The organism is Xanthomonas sp. WHRI 7064 (assembly GCF_040202355.2).
Taxonomy (GTDB): Bacteria; Pseudomonadota; Gammaproteobacteria; order Xanthomonadales; family Xanthomonadaceae; genus Xanthomonas; species Xanthomonas arboricola.
On sequence record NZ_CP167821.1, the window covers coordinates 1,756,399 to 1,775,268 of the forward strand.

The 18,870-nt window shown below is 65.2% G+C and carries 15 protein-coding genes and 1 tRNA gene; 8 read left to right on the plus strand and 8 right to left on the minus strand.

The genetic code is table 11. The annotated features are described in order from the left end of the window. Nucleotides 1-19: 19 nt before the first annotated feature. The 4 genes from ABQY74_RS07590 to ABQY74_RS07605 all read right to left on the minus strand — a co-directional run bounded on the left by ABQY74_RS07590 (nt 20) and on the right by ABQY74_RS07605 (nt 5,452). Complete coding sequence (locus tag ABQY74_RS07590) at nt 20-967, minus strand: DUF2884 family protein (RefSeq protein ID WP_372470059.1); 948 nt, start codon at nt 965-967, stop codon at nt 20-22. A gap of 125 nt (nt 968-1,092) precedes the next feature. Further along, nucleotides 1,093-1,179, minus strand: a tRNA-Leu gene (locus ABQY74_RS07595). Between the two features lie 142 nt (nt 1,180-1,321). Continuing rightward, nucleotides 1,322-3,559: a glycoside hydrolase family 3 C-terminal domain-containing protein gene (locus tag ABQY74_RS07600; protein ID WP_349793790.1), complete on the minus strand. Its 2,238-nt coding sequence runs from the start codon at nt 3,557-3,559 to the stop codon at nt 1,322-1,324. A 123-nt stretch (nt 3,560-3,682) separates the two neighbouring features. Next, nucleotides 3,683-5,452: a M14 family metallopeptidase gene (locus ABQY74_RS07605; RefSeq protein WP_349793789.1), complete on the minus strand. Its 1,770-nt coding sequence runs from the start codon at nt 5,450-5,452 to the stop codon at nt 3,683-3,685. Between the two features lie 292 nt (nt 5,453-5,744). Between ABQY74_RS07605 and ABQY74_RS07610 the strand changes: the two genes are divergently transcribed. Both ABQY74_RS07610 and ABQY74_RS07615 read left to right on the plus strand, forming a co-directional pair. Continuing rightward, nucleotides 5,745-7,310, plus strand: coding sequence for an oligopeptide:H+ symporter (locus ABQY74_RS07610; RefSeq protein WP_349793788.1), 1,566 nt, complete (start codon nt 5,745-5,747; stop codon nt 7,308-7,310). A 7-nt stretch (nt 7,311-7,317) separates the two neighbouring features. After that, nucleotides 7,318-7,926, plus strand: a complete 609-nt coding sequence (locus ABQY74_RS07615) for a rhomboid family intramembrane serine protease (RefSeq protein ID WP_039520379.1) — start codon at nt 7,318-7,320, stop codon at nt 7,924-7,926. Between the two features lie 141 nt (nt 7,927-8,067). Here ABQY74_RS07615 and ABQY74_RS07620 read toward each other — a convergent pair whose 3' ends face one another. Then, the gene (locus ABQY74_RS07620) at nt 8,068-8,268 is read right to left on the minus strand and encodes a hypothetical protein (protein WP_102253992.1); all 201 of its coding nucleotides are present in this window, start codon (nt 8,266-8,268) and stop codon (nt 8,068-8,070) included. 216 nt (nt 8,269-8,484) lie between these two features. Here ABQY74_RS07620 and ABQY74_RS07625 point away from each other — a divergent pair, with 216 nt between their 5' ends. The 3 genes from ABQY74_RS07625 (at nt 8,485) to ABQY74_RS07635 (ending at nt 10,230) form a co-directional block, all read left to right on the plus strand. After that, nucleotides 8,485-8,769 (plus strand): GNAT family N-acetyltransferase, encoded by a 285-nt coding sequence (locus tag ABQY74_RS07625; RefSeq protein ID WP_104574191.1) that lies wholly within the window; start codon nt 8,485-8,487, stop codon nt 8,767-8,769. Nucleotides 8,770-8,817: 48 nt separating this feature from the next. Further along, on the plus strand, nt 8,818-9,663 hold the full coding sequence (locus tag ABQY74_RS07630; RefSeq protein ID WP_104573246.1) for a DUF3298 and DUF4163 domain-containing protein: 846 nt from the start codon (nt 8,818-8,820) through the stop codon (nt 9,661-9,663). A 66-nt stretch (nt 9,664-9,729) separates the two neighbouring features. After that, a complete protein-coding gene (locus ABQY74_RS07635; protein WP_039520389.1) occupies nt 9,730-10,230 on the plus strand; it encodes a MarR family winged helix-turn-helix transcriptional regulator in 501 nt (166 codons plus the stop codon). 97 nt (nt 10,231-10,327) lie between these two features. Here ABQY74_RS07635 and ABQY74_RS07640 read toward each other — a convergent pair whose 3' ends face one another. Beyond that, complete coding sequence (locus ABQY74_RS07640; RefSeq protein ID WP_172837930.1) at nt 10,328-12,526, minus strand: M3 family metallopeptidase; 2,199 nt, start codon at nt 12,524-12,526, stop codon at nt 10,328-10,330. A gap of 440 nt (nt 12,527-12,966) precedes the next feature. On the opposite strand from ABQY74_RS07640, the gene ABQY74_RS07645 reads away from it, so the two are divergent. Continuing rightward, the gene (locus tag ABQY74_RS07645; protein ID WP_102253988.1) at nt 12,967-13,452 is read left to right on the plus strand and encodes a glutathione peroxidase; all 486 of its coding nucleotides are present in this window, start codon (nt 12,967-12,969) and stop codon (nt 13,450-13,452) included. A gap of 160 nt (nt 13,453-13,612) precedes the next feature. On the opposite strand, the gene ABQY74_RS07650 is transcribed toward ABQY74_RS07645, so the two are convergent. Both ABQY74_RS07650 and ABQY74_RS07655 read right to left on the minus strand, forming a co-directional pair. Further along, nucleotides 13,613-14,392 (minus strand): ferredoxin--NADP reductase, encoded by a 780-nt coding sequence (locus ABQY74_RS07650; protein ID WP_024938919.1) that lies wholly within the window; start codon nt 14,390-14,392, stop codon nt 13,613-13,615. 199 nt (nt 14,393-14,591) lie between these two features. Then, nucleotides 14,592-16,472, minus strand: a complete 1,881-nt coding sequence (locus ABQY74_RS07655) for an ABC transporter ATP-binding protein (RefSeq protein ID WP_349793785.1) — start codon at nt 16,470-16,472, stop codon at nt 14,592-14,594. Nucleotides 16,473-16,725: 253 nt separating this feature from the next. Here ABQY74_RS07655 and ABQY74_RS07660 point away from each other — a divergent pair, with 253 nt between their 5' ends. Continuing rightward, complete coding sequence (locus ABQY74_RS07660; RefSeq protein WP_039528185.1) at nt 16,726-18,243, plus strand: fumarate hydratase; 1,518 nt, start codon at nt 16,726-16,728, stop codon at nt 18,241-18,243. A 167-nt stretch (nt 18,244-18,410) separates the two neighbouring features. Continuing rightward, a complete protein-coding gene (locus ABQY74_RS07665) occupies nt 18,411-18,863 on the plus strand; it encodes a hypothetical protein (RefSeq protein WP_372470060.1) in 453 nt (150 codons plus the stop codon). Nucleotides 18,864-18,870 lie beyond the last annotated feature (7 nt).

Genomic DNA, 18,870 nt, shown 5'->3' on the forward strand with positions numbered 1-18,870 from the left:
CGACCGAGGGCGTGAGGCCTCAGCTGTTTGTTGCTGGTTGCAGCCCGACTGCGCGGTTCGGTGGTGCGTCGCCGTTGTCGGGCTTCGGTTCGGCCTGTTCGGTGTCTTGGCGCGGCGTGTCGTCCTGCAGGGGTGCGAGCAGTTGCAGCCGCTTGCCCTGGTAGCGGAACTCGAGGGCGCCCTCTAACTGACGCAGTGCCTGCACCTGGGTACACAGCGCGTTGGCGCTGGCCTCGATGGTGGACGCCTGGGCATCCAGCCTTGCATCCAGTTGGCCCTCCATCTGTTGGGCGCGTTTGTCGATTCCGTCCGAACGCCCGGTGACGATCTGCCAGAGCATGTGGCGCGCGATGCTGCCCTTGAATTGCTCGGCTTCGTGTTCGACGTAATTTGCGAAGTTGCCGTCGAAGGCCTTCTGCTCCCAACGCCCCTTGCCCAGGGTGCCGTCGACATACGCGCGTGCGCGTTTACGCAGCCGTTTGATCTTGCGGGCGTTGAGCGCACTGCCTGTCATGACCTCGATGACACCACCGAGCGCGTCGTAACTCAGGTCGATCACCTGATAGGCAATGCCGGCAACCTGCGGCATCAATGCGCGGGTGCGCTGTTCCATCTCCCAGAGGCGTCGTGCATCGGCCGTGCTGGTCTGCTGCAGCTTGTGGTCGATGCTCAGTTCGCCGCCGTGGAAGAAAATTTCGCGTGGCCAATCGCTGTCGCGGTAAAGCCAGATGCCGCCGCTGTCGGCGAGCACGTTGAACGGTGTGCCCAGACCGCATTGCTGCGAAGACACCTGCGCGCGATGGCGCGGAGCATCGTGTTTGTCGGTGTGTTGTGCCCGTGCATGCGGACTGACAACGGCCGGCAGCAGGGCAAGCCAGAGGAGGATGCGCATGGAGCGTGCTGCCGTCGTGGAGGCGTTGCGCATGGTCGCTACAGCGGCAACAGCTGGTCGCGTGTCGAAAGTCATTGGCGCCGCACCCTTGCGACGCTGCCGATCTGCAGACATCACCGATGCCGACCATCGTGCAATCGCATGGCCCAGACGCAAAAAACCCCGCCTGAGCGGGGTTTTTTACGATCTACCGTGAGTCGTGGTGCCCAGGAGAGGACTCGAACCTCCACGAAGTTGCCCCCGCTAGCACCTGAAGCTAGTGCGTCTACCAATTCCGCCACCTGGGCGACTCAGGACGCGAATTGTGCAAGTTGCGCGCGACGCTGTCAACGCATCCGGCACAAATTTTTCGTGGTGGCCGGTGTCTGCTGGCGAAAGGAGAAGACGGCGTGGCGGACATGCGCACTGCATGCCCGCCACCACACCGGATTACGGCAGCTGCGCCGCCTGCAAGCTGACCTCTGCACTCTGCACCGGTTCGCCTGCCGAGCGTGCCAGCTGCACGCGATAGGTGCCGGCGGCAATCGTCCAGTGACGCGCCTTGGCATCGAAGTCGGCCAGCGTCTTGGGTTCGGCGATCACCTGCACGGCGCGCTTTTCGCCCGGCTTGAGCGTGAGCTTCTGCCAGCCGATCAGGCGCAGCGGGGTGGCGTGGCCGTCGGGCAGGGTGACGTAGAGCTGCGGCACGGCGGCGCCTTCGCGCTGGCCGATGTTTTCCACCTCGAAGTTCGCCGTGAGCTGGCTGCCATTGGCTTCCACGCGCAGCCCGCCCATGCGGAACTGCGTGTACGACAGGCCATGGCCGAATGGATAACGCGGGGTCAGCTTGCGCGCGGCGAACCACTTGTAGCCGACGTTGGCGCCTTCGATGGCGTAGTCGATGCTGTCTTCGCCCGGCTTGGCCGGCTTGAAGCCCAGGCCCGGGATCGAGGGACGCGGCAGCTGCGATTCGTCCACCGGCCAGGTCACCGGCAGATGGCCGGAAGGGTTCACCGCACCGGTCAGCAGGTTGGCGATCGCCTCACCGCCGCCGATGCCCGGATACCACGCCTGCAGCACCGCCGGCACGCGCTCGGCCCAGGGCATGCGCACCGGGCCGTTGGTTTCCAGCACCACGGTGGTCTTGGGGTTGGCCTTGGCCACCGCTTCGATCAAGGCGTCCTGGTTATCGGGCAATTGCATGTCCGGCAGGTCCACCGATTCGGCCGACCATTGGGTGGCGAACACGATCGCCACATCGGCGGCCTTGGCCGCGCGTGCCGCGGCAGCGCGGTCCTTGCCGTCGACATAATCGATCTGCACGTTCGGCAACGCGGCGCGCAATGCCTGCAGCGGCGAGGACGGATGGATGATCACCGGGCCGGGCCAGGTGGTCGGATTGAGGCCGGGTACGGCGTTGCCACCGTTGATGGTGTAGTCCACACGCGAGGAACCGCCGCCGGACATCACGCCCTTGTCGGCATACCCACCGATCACCGCGATGCGGCGCACATCCTTGGATAGCGGCAAGGTGGCCTGCTCGTTACGCAGCAGCACGCTGCCTTCTTCGGCAACATGCTGCGCGGACAGCTGCCCGGCCTTGCCGTCGATCGGCTGGCGCTTAGTGGGATGGTCGAACGCGCCATGCGCGAACAGGCTGCGCAGCACGCGCTTGACCATGTCGTCAAAGCGCGCGCGCGGCACCACGCCGGCCGACACCGCCATGCGCAACGGTGCGTCGAAGAACACCGCCGCATCGAACACTTCGCCGGCCGATTGCTGATCGAGTCCGGCCAGGGCCGCCTTGGAGCCGCTGTGCACGCCGCCCCAGTCGGACATCACGTAGCCGGGGTATTTCCATTCCTGCTTGAGTACCTGGTTGAGCAGGTAATCGTGCTCGCAGCCATAGATGCCGTTGATCTTGTTGTAGGAGCACATCACCGAGGCCGGGTCGCCGATCTTCAAGGCGATCTCGAACGCCAGCAGGTCCGATTCATGCATCGCCTGCTCGCCGATCTCGGCGCTGTGGAAATTGCGTCGCGTCTCCATGTCGTTGAGCGCGTAGTGCTTCATCGTCGACAGCACATGCTCGCTCTGCACGCCGCGGATCGACTCGCCGACCATGGTGCCGGCCAGCAGCGGGTCTTCGCCGGCATATTCGAAATTGCGTCCGTTGCGCGGGTCGCGCTGCAGGTTGACGCTGCCGGCCAGCAGCACATTGAAGCCCTGCTGCCAGGATTCGCGGCCCATGGTCTTGCCGCCGGCATAGGCCAGCTGCGGATTCCAGCTCGACGCGGCCGACGGGCCGGACGGCATCGCGGTGGCGAAGTCGCCCTTGCGGATGCCGCCGGGATTGGTCACGCCCACGCCGGCATCGGCCAGTTGCTGCGCCGGGATGCCCAGCCGTGGGACGCCGGGGACATAGCCGGCCGAGCCCAGCGCGCCCTCGGGCTTGGGAATCTTGTCGGTGCCCAGGCCGAAGTAGCTGCGCAGCATCTGGAATTTTTCATCCTCGCTCATCTGCGCGAGCAGACGGTCGGCGCGCTGGTCCGCGGTCAGCGCGGTGTCCATCCACGGCTGCGCTGCAGCGGCGGTCTGTGCGCCGAGCGGGGCGGCAAACGCGGTGCTGACGCCAAGGGCGATGGCCAGCGCGAGACGGCGTGGCCTGGAGTGTGTAAACGGTTTCATATCGAGATGTGGCACGGGTGGTCCTTGTGGTGCGGTTGCAATCAGGGGAGGGCACCGCGGTGCCCAGGTTCGAAAGGCGCGCGTACGCGCCGAATCAGATGCTTGCCGGAAGCGGGCGCCGGCTCAGAACTGCGTCTGTGCCGTGCGCAACACCGGATACAGGCGGTAGCGCTCGTCCCAGGAGGAGTGCAGGCGCGCGAAGAATTCCAGGCGTGCCTTCGGGTCGGCCGCGAAGGCCGCATCGTTGGCCAGGCGCTGTTCGAATTGCGCCTTCACTGCCGGGTCGCGCTCGAGCAGGTCGCGGGCCACCTCTTCGGCGACGTAGTCCTCCATGTATTCCTTGCGCTCGAATGCGGTGTTGAACAGGCCCCATTGCAGCAGTGAATCCGGCGCCTGCGGTTCCAGCATCGCCATCACCAGGCGCGACCTGGCCTGGGCGATCGGCACGAACAAGGAGCCGGCCGGCACGGTGCGGGTTTCATCGCGCCATTGCCCGGTGATCTCCAGGTTCTGGTGTCCTTCGTTGGAGCGCGCGGCAAAGGTTGCCTTGTCGGCACGGAAGCCCTGCACCGGATGCGCGGCAGTGGTGGCGATGGTGTCGAAGGCGATGCCGTGCAGGCGCAGTTTCTCCGCCACCAGCGCCGCTTGCGCGGCAGGCACCAGGTAGCCGCCGCGTGGCGCATCGACCACCACGTCCGGCTTGATCTGATCGCGTAACGGCACCTTCCAGAGTTGCGGCCTGGTCTCGTCGTAGCGCGTCATCAACGCGCCGGAAATCGGTGAGGGCGTACGCGTGTAGGCGTAACCACGGAAGGCCACGGTGCGTGCGGCCGGGCCGGCAGCGAAGCTCAACGGCTCCATCTCGCCGGCCAGTCTGGTGGCGCGCTGATCGGCCGCCAGCGCATCGGCGCGCCAGCTGGCGCCGTTGCGCGCGGTCTGCTGCAGCACCGACACGATGGCGTTGCGGGTGACGCGTACGCGCACCGGGTAGGTCTTCCACGAATGCGTTTCCACCAGCATGCCGAAGCGGTTGCGCAGCAGGAAATAGCCATGCGAAAACCGCGGCGGCGACACGTCGTCGGCAAAGCCCGAGGTCGGGTCGTCCTCGTGCACGAACGAGGGGTAATACGGCAGCGGCAGCGAGCCCTGTCTGGACAGGTCGGCAATCACCGCATCGCGCCAGCGCGTGCCGTCGCGTTGCAGCGTGGCATCGCCGGCGTGCACGGGTTCCACCTGCACCGACACGTCGTGCTCGAACTTGGCGCCATCGGTGACGTGCAGGTCCACATACATCAGCGGATCCCACTGCTGCACCAGCCGCAGCATCGCCTGCATTTCCGGCGCGTCGGCCTTGAGGTAGTCGCGATTGAGATTGAGGTTCTGCGCGGTGGTGCGCCAGCCCATTTGCTCGGGGCCGCGCTGATTGGGTCGGTTCCAGGCGCCGAAGCGCTCATGGCCGTCGACGTTGAACACCGGCACGAACACCCAGACCAGTTTGTCGAGCACGCCTTTGCCGGTTTTGCCGTCCAACAATTCGCGCAGGGCTAGAAAGCCCGCGTCCTTGCCGTCGATCTCGCCGGCATGGATGCCGCCTTGCACCAGCACCACCGGCAACTTGCGCTGCGCAGCGCTGTCGGCATCCAGTGCGCCGCTGGTGGAGATGATCAGCGCCTTCATCGGCCGGCCTTCCGGGGTGGTGCCGAACTCGATGCAGCGCACCGCCTGCGGGTAGCGCTGCGCAAAGGCATCGCAGAGCGCGATGACTTCATCGTAGCGTCCGGTTTGCGCAAACCCGCTGCGCTCGGCCTGGGTGGTCAGCGGTTCGGCGGCCAGTGCGGCAAGGGTGGTGGTCAGCAGCAACAGGCTCAGGGCCAGGCGGGTGAAGCGGGGCATCCAGCGGTCCAGTGTTCCAGGAAAACGTTTGCAATGTAGCCGAGCCGGCGCAGCAGGCCAATCTGCACTGCGTCATGACTTGCGTGTGATCGGCGTGGTTGCGGCGTACCGGCAGCATTTTTCGGCACGCCTGGGCCGGACGTTGTGTCAGCTGCACCGCTACGGCGGCAACGAGCGCAGCGGCGTCAATGCATGCAGCGGCGCATCCAAGGCCTTATCCCATAGTCGCGATGGCGGCCAACCGGCGGCCGCCGGTACGATAGCGCGTGTTTTCTGCTCGACCGGACTGCCCTTGACCACTTCCACCTTGCCGGGCCCCACTGCCGATGCGCGGCTGCCGCGCCAGATACCCTTCATCATCGGCAACGAAGCCTGCGAGCGTTTCAGCTTCTACGGGATGCGCAACATCCTGGTGCAGTTCCTGATCACCTCGCTGCTGTTGCAGGAGGTCAGCGGACCCGGCCGCGAGGCCGAGGCCAAGCACATCCTGCACAGCTTCATGATCGGGGTGTTTTTCTTCCCGCTGCTCGGCGGTTGGCTGGCCGATCGCTTCTTCGGCAAATACAACACCATCCTGTGGTTCAGCCTGGTGTATTGCGCCGGGCATGCCTGCCTGGCCCTGTTCGAAGGCAGCCGCAGCGGCTTCTTCCTCGGGCTGGGTCTGATCGCGCTGGGTGCGGGCGGCATCAAGCCGCTGGTGGCCTCGTTCATGGGCGACCAGTTCGACCAGTCCAACAAGCACCTGGCCAAGGTGGTGTTCGACGGCTTCTACTGGATCATCAACTTCGGCTCGTTGTTCGCCTCGTTGTTGATCCCGCTGGCGCTGAAGAACCTGGGCCCGGCGTGGGCGTTTGGCATTCCCGGCATCCTGATGTTCGTGGCCACGCTGGTGTTCTGGCTGGGCCGCAGGCGCTATGTGCGGGTGCCGTTGCCGCCGAAGGACCCGCACGGCTTCGGTGCGGTGGTGCGCACCGCATTGCTGACACAGGCGCCGGGGCAGGGCCGTCCTGGACTGATGCTGGCAGTGGTGTCGGTGCTGCTGGCGCTGGCCTGCTTCGCGTTGGTCGACCAGCTCGGCATCGTCATCTGCCTGTGCATGGCGCTGGTGCTGTTGCTGGCCGGCATCGGCGGCGGCACCTGGTGGCAGCTGGAGCGTGCGCGCGGCATCCATCCCGATACCGCGGTCGAAGGCGTGCGCGCGCTGCTGCGGGTGCTGGTGATCTTTGCGCTGGTGACGCCGTTCTTTTCGCTGTTCGACCAGAAGGCCTCGACCTGGGTCCTGCAGGGGCGCGAGATGACGATGCCGGCCTGGTTCACCGCCTCGCAGATGCAGGCGCTCAATCCGCTGCTGGTGATGCTGCTGATCCCGTTCAACAATCTGGTGCTGTATCCGCTGCTGCGACGTGGCGGCTGGGAGCCGACAGCGCTGCGCCGCATGACCTGCGGCATCGCCTTCGGCGGCCTTGCCTGGATTGCGGTCGGTGCCATCCAGATCAGCATGGACGGCGGCGAGCCGATGCATATCGCCTGGCAGATCCTGCCCTATGCGCTGCTGACCTTCGGCGAGGTGCTGGTGTCGGCCACCGGGATCGAGTTCGCCTACAGCCAGGCACCGCCGTCGATGAAGGGCGTGGTGATGAGCTTCTGGTATCTGACCACCACGGTGGGCAATCTATGGGTGCTGCTGTCGAACGTGGCGGTGCGCAACGCCACGGTGACCTCCCACATCGCCGATACTGGGCTCAGCGAAGCGGCATTTCTGATGTTCTTCTTCGCGGCCTTCGCGTTCCTGGCGGCACTGGCCTTCGGCCTGTACGCGCGCGGGTATCGCATGGTCGACAATTACCGTTCTGCCTGAGGTCCGCATGATTACCCTGATCCTGATCGCCATCACCGGCATCGTCTCGTGGATGGCGTTCAACAACCGCAAGCTGGCTGACCGCCTGATCCTGTGGCCGCCGGCGCTGGACAAGCACAAGCAGTACGACCGCCTGGTCACCTACGGTTTCATCCATGCCGATCTGGGCCACCTGGTCTTCAACATGATCACGCTGTTCTTCTTCGGCCGGGTGATCGAAAACGTGATGACCCAGCTGACCGGCAGCGTGCTGACCTATCCGCTGTTCTATCTGGCGGCGCTGGTGGTCTCGATCCTGCCCAGCTATCTGAAGAACCAGAAGAACCCGAACTATCTCAGCCTGGGCGCCTCCGGCGCGGTGTCGGCGGTGTTGTTCGCCTTCATCCTGCTGCAGCCGTGGACCATCATCCTGGTGCTGTTCATTCCGGCGCCGGCGATCATCTACGCGGTGTTCTATGTCGGCTACAGCCTGTGGATGGACCGCCGCGGCGGCGATCGCATCAACCACAGCGCGCACCTGGCCGGTGCCGCGTTCGGCGTGATGTTCATGCTGATCATGGAGCCGCGCGTGCTGCAGGTATTCCTGGAGCAGCTATCCAATCCGCGTTTCGGCTGATCGGTTGGCAAACCGACCGCTGGCCGCCGGTGGGCACGCGCGGTTAGGTCGAAGTTGTCGGGATGAGCGGGTCGCCTTGGGCGACCGGACCAGGACCCTCGCGAGTGCGCGAGTGGTCCTGGGCAGTGATGCGACGCCGGCTCAGGCCGCGTCGCGTTTCTGGTCGCCAGCGACGCTGCCGGCGGGCACCGACCCGTAGGCCTGCTGCAGGCGCTGGTACACCGTGTCGTTGAGCTGCGCGAAGTCGGGGTTGTGGGTGTCGCCCTTGATGGCGAACTGGAACAGGCCTTCCAGCAGCGAGCTATCGCTGTCTGCGCTGTGTCCTGCCGAATCGTTGTGCATGCGGTGACTCCTCGTAGGTAAGGCGAAGGCGTCGGCGGGTCGCACCGGCCCGGGTGCAACGGGCGCCTTCGGCTGAGCTATCGGCGCGGCGCGAGCGAACTTAAGTGCCGGTTCGGCAGGCTGCGCGGGCGGTCACAGCATCGATTCATTTTCACGCAGGCGCGGCGCCGCGCTGGTCACACTGCTCGCCATCGTCACTGCCTCGTGCAGACCACCATGGAGGCAGCGACAGTGCAGGCAGACCACGATTCCACGCAGCAGCTCTTCAGCGTAGACACCGATGGACAACATGCCGAGCTGGCATACCGTCTGGAAGGCGAGCGCATGACCATCACGCATACGCATGTGCCCGACGCGATCGGTGGACGCGGCATTGCCGCAGTGCTGGTCGAGGCTGCCTTGGCGCATGCGCGCCAGCAGGGCTACAAGGTCGTGCCTGCCTGCAGCTATGCCGAGGCGTATGTCCGGCGGCACCAACAGTTTCAGGATCTGCTGGCCTGATCGCCGGCAGCGTGTCTTTGCAGATGTATCGATGGGGAGCAGGTGGGAATGGGGCGGTTGTCAGGAGTGAACGCAGTCCGGGGCTTGCTGATGCTGGCCGTGTTGGCAGGATGTACGCAGCGCGAGCCGACAACGGCCGAATCGGCACAGCCGGCAGCTGACGCAACCGCTGCCGCGGCACCGCCGGCCGAGCCCGTGCTGGTGCAAAGCGGCCCGCTGGAGGATGTGATCGAGCAAGCACCCGCCTACATGGTGGGTATCAGCTATCCGCGTGGGCTGGACGCGTTTCCCGAGCTGAGCGCACTGATCCGCAGCTATGCGCAGGCAGCACGCGCCGAACTCATGGAGGCGGTGTCCGGGCTCGGCAACGACAAGCCGGCCGCACCTTACGAGTTGTCGCTGGCGTTCGAGACCGTATTGCAGACCCCGGACCTGATCGTCGTGTCCGCTGACGGCAGCCGCTATACCGGTGGTGCGCATGGCGAGCCGTTGGTGGCGCGCTTTGTCTGGCTGGTCAAGGAGCGCAGGCAATTGACCGCGCAGGCCTTGATTCCGGACCCGGCAGGCTGGGAAAAGATCGGGCGCGAGGTGGCCGTGCAATTGCACAACGCCGCCACCCAGCGCGTGGAAGCCGATCGCGTGCCGGTCGCAGAACAGGCCGAGCAGGTGGCCTCGGCCGATCGCATGATTGCCGAAGGCACTGCCGCGCAGGTCGACAACTTTGCTCAGTTCGTGCCGGTGCTCAATCCGGCCGGGCAGATCACCGCGCTTCGGTTCGTGTTTCCGCCGTATCAGGTGGGGCCGTATTCGGATGGCACGCAAACGGCCGAGGTCGCTGCCTCGACATTGTTGGCGTCGGTCGCGCCGGAATATGTACATCTCTTCGCACGCTGAGGTGTCACCCCGCAGATGATGTGATTGAATGGCTTGGCCATTCAGTAATGTAATCAAACGGGTGATATGAGTAGTTTCGATCCAACCGCAAGTCGCGTGGACCACACCTGTGTGCGCTATCCGGCGTTTCCGCGTGAACCAGCCGTCCTGGTGCGGCTGATCAAGCATCTCTACAAGCGACTGCATACGCAGGGTTGTGTGCGGCTGAAGCCATACGGCATCAGCCCGCCGGAATACGAGATTCTGATGATGCTCTACGGCACCCCGGAGCAGGCGATCACGCCTACCGAGGTGGCCGAGGCCGCCAGCGAAAAGCCGGCCAACATCACCCGGCTCACCGACCAATTGTGCGAGAAGGGTTTGATCGCGCGTGGCAGCAGCCCGGACGATCGGCGCAAGATCATGCTGACCTTGCAGCCGGCAGGCCTGGCGTTGATCAACAGCCTGCTTCCCGACGCCTGCACGCTGCTCAATGCAGAGACCTCCAGCATCAGCGATGCCGAGCAGGTGCGGCTGGAAAAGCTGTTGAGGAAATTGCTCGACGGCGTGGATTCGGTCGAGCTCTGAGCACGGCGGCTGCGGCTCGCGCAGCCCGCTTCATCGCGACCATCAAAAACGCCGCCCGGATCGCTCCGGGCGGCGTCTTGGTTTCAACGCAGTGCGATTACGGCTTGGACTGCGGCGCTTCCGGCGTGGCGCCATCGCCACCTTGCGCACTCAGGCCGCGCTTCTCGAGCAGGGGCTCGATCTGCGGCGCATGGCCGGCAAAGTTCTGGAACAGTTCCATCGCATCGACGCTGCCGCCGCGCGAGAGCAGGGTCTGACGGAAGCGATCGCCGTTGGCGCGGCTCAGCCCGCCGTGCTGCTTGAACCATTGCTGGGTGTTGGCGTCGAGCACTTCCGACCAGATGTAGGCGTAATAGCCGGCCGCGTAACCGCCCATGATGTGGCTGAAGTACGGGGTCTTGTAGCGCGGCGGCACCGGCGCGTAGGCGATGCCGTCCTGCTGCAGGGCCTTGGCTTCGAACGCCATCACGCCAGCGGCGTCGGGCACCTGGCTGGCGCTGATCTGGTGCCAGTTCTGATCGAGCATGGCCGCGCCCAGATACTCGGTGGTGGCAAAGCCCTGGTTGAACTTGGAGGCGGCAATCACCTTGTCCAGCAGCGCCTGCGGCATCGGCGTGCCGTTCTGGTAATGCTTGGCGTAGTTCTTCAGGATCGACGGCTCGTCGGCCCACATCTCGTTGACCTGCGAGGGGAACTCGACGAAGTCGCGCGGCACGCTGGTGCCGGAGAAATACGGGTATTTGACGTCCGAGAACATGCCGTGCAGCGCATGCCCGAACTCATGGAACATGGTGGTCACCTCGTCCCAGGTCAGCAGCGTCGGCTGGCCGGCCGGCGGCTTGGGGATGTTGAGGTGATTGGCGACCACCGGCTTGAAACCGGTCAGCGCCGACTGCGACACGTAGGAGTTCATCCAGGCGCCGCCGCGCTTGGATTCGCGTGCATACATGTCGGCGATGAAGATCGCCAGCTGCTTGCCGTCGGCGTCGAACACGTCATAGACGGTGATGTCGTCGCGGTAGGTCGGCAGATCGGTGCGCTGCTTGAAGGTCAGGCCGTATTCCTGATTGGCCGCATAGAACACGCCGTTTTCCAGCACGTTCTTCAGCTCGAAGTACGGCTTGAGCTGGGATTCGTCGAAGTTGTACTTGGCCTGGCGCACCTTCTCGCTGTAGTAGGCCCAATCCCATGCTTCGAGCTTGAAGGTCGGCTTGCGCGCGGCCTTCTGTTCCTTGTCGATCATCGCCTGCAGATCGGCCGCTTCGCGCTTGGCATTGGCCACTGCCGCTGGTGCCAGCTTGCCCAGCATCGCGTTGACCGCTTCCGGCGTCTTGGCGGTCTGGTTTTCCAGCGAATAGGCAGCGTAGGTCGGGAAGCCGAGCAGCTTGGCCTTGTCGGCGCGCAGCTTCATGATGCGCGCCACCAGTGCGGTGTTGTCGTACTGGCCGCCGTGGCTGCCACGCGACACCGAGGCGTCGTAGATCTTCTTGCGCAGTTCGCGATTCTTCAGCTGGGTCAGCGGCGGCTGGCCGGTGGTGTTGAGCAGCGCGATCACGTACTTGCCGTCGAGCTTGCGCGCCTTGGCGGCTTCGGCGGCAGCGGCAATCTGCTCTTCGGACAGGCCATCGAGCTGTTTGACGTCATCGACGACAACGGCGGCGGCATTCACTTCGGCCAGCACGTTCTGGCTGAAGGTGGTGCCCAGGTTGGCCAGCTCGGCATTCATCGCCTTGAGCGTGGTCTTGTCGGCATCGGAGAGCTTGGCGCCGTCGCGTACGAAATCGCTGTAGTACTTCTCGACCAGGCGCACGCCCTGGGCGTCCAGGCCCAGCTTGCTGCGCTGGTCGTACAGGGTCTGGATACGCGCGAACAGCTTGCCATTGAGCGAGATCGCATCGCGGTGCGCGGCGAACTTCGCCGAATAGTCGGCCTGCAGTTTCTTGCGCGCATCGTTGGTGTCGGCACCGACCAGGTTGAAGAACACCGTGGTGGCGCGATCCAGCGTGGCGCCGCTTTTTTCCAGCGCGATGAGGGTGTTGTCGAAGCTCGGCTTGGCCTTCTGGTTGGCGATCTTTTCCACTTCCTTCAACTGCTCGGTCATGCCGGCGTCGAAGGCGGGTGCGAAATCGCTGTCCTTGATCTTGTCGAACTGCGGGTAGTGCAGCGGCAGCGTGCTGTCGGCAAAGAAGGGGTTGGCTTGGGTGGCGGCCTGCGTGGTGGCGGGTGCGGCGATGCTGTAGGACGGCATGGCAAGTCCTAGGGAAGCGGCCAGGGCAAAGGCGAGACGGGTGGTCAAGAGGGTGGCTCCAAAGTGCGAACCGCCGAGGCTACCCCAGCCGGGCCGGACAGGCGTGTGACAAAAGGCATGGCTGCAAGGTCATTGCGATGCCATCAGGCGGGCACGAGCGGTGCTGGTCTTGTGGGCACATGACCGATGACACCACGGGCGCGCAGCCGCCGGACCGGCGCTGCCGGCATGCGGTGCGGCGTGTTCCACTCGGCTGCATTCCGGCTGCTCGGCGGGCAGCGAGGTCTCGATCGGTCCGCCTGACGGATGCTGGCCGGTAGCGCGCCGTGTCAGCGGCCGGCAACGGCGAGGACCAGCGGGAAGGGCCAGATGGCTGCGGCGACGCATGCGTTGAAAAACGCCTCTTCCGGCTGACACGCTCGGCGACAGCGATGCGACGCTGCCGGCTGCTGGGTTACGCTGCCCGTCTCGCACACTTCAGGGCAGCCATGAGCGACATCTCCACGTTCGAATTCACCGACCTGGAAGGCCGGCCCCGCTCGCTGCGCGATTACGCCGGCAAGGTGGTGCTGGTGGTCAATGTCGCTTCGAAATGCGGCTTTACTCCGCAGTACGCAGGCCTGCAGGCGCTGTGGCAGCGCTATCGCGAGCGCGGGCTGGTGGTGATCGGGTTTCCCTGCGATCAGTTCGGTCATCAGGAGCCGGGCGATGCCGCACAGATCCGCCAGTTCTGCTCGCTCGATTACGCGGTGGATTTTCCGCTGGCCGAGAAGGTCGAGGTCAATGGCAGCGGCGCGCATCCGCTGTGGCAATGGCTCAAACGCGAACAGCGCGGCGTGCTGGGATCGGAAGCGATCAAGTGGAACTTCACCAAGTTCCTGATCGGCCGCGATGGCACGGTGCTGGAGCGGTACGCTCCGACCACCAAGCCGGAAGCGCTGGCAGCAGATATCGAGCGCGCGCTGGGCGCGTGATCGCGCAAGGCGCGTCGCTCAAACCGTAGGAGCGCACCTGGGCGCGATGAGGCATTCCCGGGAACGCCTCATCGCGCCCGGGTGCGCTCCTACGACAGTGCATGCCGGCGTCGCGGTCTGCGTAAACGCTGCATCGCGCGGGCGTTTCACGCGCGCCGCATCACTTCTCGACGAAGGCGCGCTCGAACACGTAATGCCCCGGCGTGCCGATGCGTGGCGAGGTCTGGAAGCCACGTGCATCCAGTAGGCTGCGCAGGTCGGCCAGCATTTGCGGGCTGCCGCAGATCATGAAGCGGTCGTTGGCCGGGTCCAGCGGCGGCAACCCGAGCGTCTGCTGCATGCGGCCATCGGCCATCAGCTCGGTCAGGCGGCCCTGGTTGGCGAACGCCTCACGCGTCACCGCCGGGTAGTACAGCAACTTCTCGCGCAGGATGTCGCCGAGAAATTCGTGCTGCGGCAGCTCGCGCTCGAAGTAGTCGCGATAGGCCAGATCCTGCACGAAGCGCACGCCCTGGGTCAGGATCACCTTGTCGAAACGCTCGTAGGTTTCCGGGTCCTTGATCACCGACAACCACGGCGCCAGACCGGTACCGGTGCCCAGCAGGTACAGGTTGCGGCCCGGGTGCAGGTCGCTGATCAGCAGCGTCCCGGTGGGTTTCTTGCCGACCAGCACCTTGTCGCCCGGCTGGATGTGCTGCAGCCGCGAGGTCAGCGGGCCGTCCGGCACCTTGATGCTGAAGAACTCCAGATGTTCTTCCCAATTGGCGCTGGCGATCGAGTACGCACGCAGCAGCGGGCGCGTCTCGGTCTCCAGACCGATCATCACGAACTGCCCGTTCTCGAAGCGGAAACCGGCATCGCGGGTGGTGGTGAAGCTGAAGTAGGCATCGGTCCAGTGACGGACCTCAAGCACCGTTTCGGCGCCGAAAGCGGAAGACATACCGGTAAGTGTCGTGGGAAGAGTACCTGCCAATTCTACCTCAAGCCGGCCAAATGAGAGAGGCTCTCATTTGGGTGCCGGGATTGGGGAGTCGGGATTGGGGATTGGTAAGAGCTGCCGGCTCATCCGCGAGCCCGATGCGTCCAGGACCCAGGATCTGCTCTTGCGAATCCCCAATCCCGACTCCCGAATCCCGGCCTCACCGATACCCCGCCGCCTGCAACTCGAACAGCTCCGCATAGCGCCCGCCCTGGGCCATCAGTTCGGCATGGGTGCCGTTGGCCTCGATGCGGCCCGCGGCCAGCACCAGGATGCGGTCGGCCATGCGCACGCTGGAGAAGCGGTGCGAGATCAGCACCGCGGTGCGGTTGTCCGACAGCTCCTTGAAGCGCTGGAACACCTCGAACTCGCTGCGCGCATCCAGGGCGGCGGTGGGTTCGTCCAGGATCATCAGCTGCGCATCGCGCATGTAGGCGCGGGCGATGGCGATCTTCTGCCACTGCCCGCCGGACAGGTCCACGCTGTTCTTGAAGCGGCGTCCGACCAGCTGGTCGTAGCCATCGGGCAGGCCATCGATCAGCTCGCCGGCCATCGCACGCTGCGCAGCGGCGCGGATGCGCGGCGCATCGTCCATCGCATCGACCTGGCCGACACCGATGTTCTCGCCCACGCTCAGGTGATAGCGCACGAAGTCCTGAAAGATCACGCCCAGGTTGGCGCGCACATCGTCCAGGTCGTAGTCGCGCAGGTCGCGGCCATCGAGCAGGATGCGGCCTTCGTCCGGGTCGTACAGCCGCGCCAGCAGCTTGACCAGGGTGGTCTTGCCGGCGCCGTTTTCGCCGACCAGCGCCAGCACTTCACCGGCACGCAGTTCGAAATCCAGATGCCGCACCGTCCACTGTTCGGCATCCGGGTAGCGGAAGCCCACGTCCTCGAACACGAAGCCCTGGCGGATCGGTCGTGGCACCGGCAGCGCGTTCGGGCGCGAGCGGATCTCCGGCACGATGTTGAAGAACGAATACAGATCGTCCAGATATAAGGCCTGGCCGGCGACCTGCGAGAACCCGATCAGCAGGCCTTCCAGCAACTGGCGCAGGCGCAGGAAACTGCCGGCCAGGAAGGTCAGATCGCCGATGCTGAAATCGCCGCGCACGGTGCGCCAGGCGATGTAGCCATAGGCCATGTAGTAGCCCAAGGTGCCAAGCGCAGCCAGCAATGCGCCCCACAACGCACGCTTGCGCGCCAGCGCGCGGTTGGCATGGAAGAACTTGTCGGCCAGACGGCGATAGCGTGCGATCAGGAAGCGGTGCAGGTTGAGGATCTTGACTTCCTTGGCGGTCTCGACGCTCGCGCCGACCTGGCGCAGGTAGTCGAGCTGGCGCCGCTCCGGCGTCCACTGGAAGTTGAGCGAATAGCCCAGCGCATTGAAATGCGCCTCGCCGATGAAGGCCGGGATCAGCGCGATCGCCAGCAGCAGGATCAACCACGGCGCGTACACCATCAGGCCCACTGCCAGGCTGACCACGGTGATGGCGTCCTGCACCTGGCCGAACAGCTGGCTCATCAGGTTCATGCGGTTCATGGTCTGGCGCCGCGCGCGATCCAGCTTGTCCTGCCGGTCGGGGTCTTCGAAGTCCTCCAGATCCAGCTGCGCGGCATGCTCCATCAGGCGCACGCTGGCGGCGTTGTTGAACAGCTCCGACAACAAGGCATCGGCGTAGCCGACCAGCCGGCCGAGCAGGTCCGAGCCGATCGCCAGGGCCAGTTCCAGCGCCAGCAATTCCAGCAGCCGGTTCAGCCGGCCGCTGCCCAGCGCCTGCGCCAGCGAGTCGAAGGCCGGCGGTTGACCGACCAGGTGGATGGCCTCGTCGATGATCAGTTTGCCGATATACAACGAGGCCACCGGCATCAACGCGCGCAGTACGCGCAAGCCGATGCTGCTGGCGCTCAGCCAGCGGCTGGTCTGCCAGATCTGGCGCAGGAAGGGCGGCAGGTTGCGCAGCGCATCCAGGCGCTCGCGCAGGGTGGGGCCGGTACGGGGAGCGGCAGGCGCAGAGGCGCCGGAACGGGAGGCTGACATCGGCTTAGTGTGCAGCGCCACGCGTCGGCGCGGGGTGTTGGAGGTGCGCCGCGCCCACGGCGGCATTGGCGCGCCGCTGCCGACTGCACGCGTGCAAGGCAACGCGGTCGCTTGCCTGCAGCGTGCCCATACGCGGGTCAGCCCCGCGCACGATCGGTGGCCCGATCAATCGTCTCGATTGACGCAACGCCCGGACACGCCGGGAGTTTCGACTAAAATGGCTGGATTGCCCCCGCCAGCCGTAGAGCCAGCCGTGACCTCGATCAAGCAGGAAGACCTCATCCAGTCCGTCGCCGACGCGTTGCAGTACATCAGCTACTACCACCCGGTCGACTACATCAGGAACCTGTCCGCTGCCTACGAGCGCGAAGAGTCGCCGGCGGCCAAGGACGCCATCGCGCAGATCCTGATCAACTCGCGCATGTGCGCCGAAGGCCATCGCCCGATCTGCCAGGATACCGGCATCGTTACCGTGTTCCTCGAGATCGGCATGCAGGTGCGCTGGGACGACGCCACCATGGGCGTGGAAGACATGGTCAACGAAGGCGTGCGCCGCGCCTACAACCACCCCGACAACAAGCTGCGCGCCAGCGTGCTGGCCGACCCGGCCGGCAAGCGCACCAACACCCGCGACAACACCCCGGCGGTGGTCAACACCAAGATCGTGCCTGGCCACCATGTCGAAGTGATCGTCGCGGCCAAGGGCGGCGGTTCGGAAGCCAAGAGCAAGTTCGCCATGCTCAACCCGTCCGACTCCATCGTCGACTGGGTGCTCAAGACCGTGCCGACCATGGGCGCCGGCTGGTGCCCGCCGGGCATGCTCGGCATCGGCATCGGCGGCACTGCCGAAAAGGCCATGCTGCTGGCCAAGGAAGCGCTGATGGAGCCGATCGACATCGTCGACCTGCAGGCGCGCGGCGCGTCCAATCGCGCCGAAGAACTGCGCCTGGAACTCTACGAAAAGGTCAACGCGCTCGGCATCGGCGCGCAGGGCCTGGGCGGCCTGACCACGGTGCTGGACATCAAGGTCAAGGATTACCCGACCCATGCGGCCAACCTGCCGGTGGCGCTGATTCCCAACTGCGCGGCCACCCGCCATGCGCACTTCACCCTGGACGGCAGCGGCCCGGTGATGCTGGACCCGCCGTCGCTGGAAGACTGGCCTAAGCTCACCTACAACCCGACCAACGCGCGCCGGGTCAATCTGGACACCATCACCCGTGAGGAAGTGGCCAGCTTCAAGCCGGGCGAGGTGGTGCTGCTCAACGGCAAGCTGCTGACCGGCCGCGACGCGGCGCACAAGCGCATGATCGACATGCTCAACAAGGGCGAAACCTTGCCGGTCGACTTCACCAACCGCTTCATCTACTACGTCGGCCCGGTCGACCCGGTGCGCGATGAGGTGGTCGGCCCGGCCGGCCCGACCACCGCCACGCGCATGGACAAGTTCACCCGCCAGATGCTGGAGCAGACCGGCCTGCTGGGCATGGTCGGCAAGTCCGAGCGTGGCGATGCGGCGATCGAGGCGATCCGCGACAACAAGGCTGTGTATCTGATGGCGGTCGGCGGCTCGGCCTATCTGGTGTCCAAGGCGATCAAGGCCGCACGCGTGCTCGCATTCGAAGACCTGGGCATGGAAGCGATCTACGAATTCGAGGTCAAGGACATGCCGGTCACTGTGGCGGTGGATTCCACCGGTGAATCGGTGCACAAGACCGGCCCGCGGCAATGGCAATCACGCATCGGCAAGATTCCGGTCGTGGTGGAATAAGTAACCCTGGAACGGCGACGCACTTGCACTGCGTCGCCGTTTTCAGTTTTGGCGCTGCGCTGCCTGCTGTTCGCGCGCTGCCTATATGCTGGAAAAAACGCCTGCATGCGTGTCTCACGTAGGGTGGCGGGACGGCCCAACAGGAACGGGCTATGCTCGGGGCATACATGCCGGCACCCCTCAGGAGAACAGGAATGCTCCGTCTCGTCTGCCTCGCCTTCCTGGTGTGCGCCAGCCTGCCTCTGGTAGCGCAACAAAAGACCCAGCCCACCGTGCTGTTTCCGTCCGGCAACTATGCGCCGCAACCCACCGCGCCAGTACCGTTTGCCGAGAAAAAGCCGCTCAAGCCCAGCGACACCGCCACGCGCTTCAACGGCCCCTCGGCGATGGAGCGCTGCATCGCGCAATGCAACCGCCGCGCCGCGCAGTGCGCCGCCGACCGGCCCAGCGAAAGCAGCTGCCGCATGGCGGTTGCACCACGCGGAAAGAGCTGCGATGCAACCCAGAATCCGGCGCAGCGGGCCAATTGCATGGCCCAGGTGTTCGATTGCACGCAGCAGAGCGATGTCAATCGCTGTGAACCCCGCAAGCTCGCCTGCTTGCGTTCCTGTACCAACTGACGAAGGA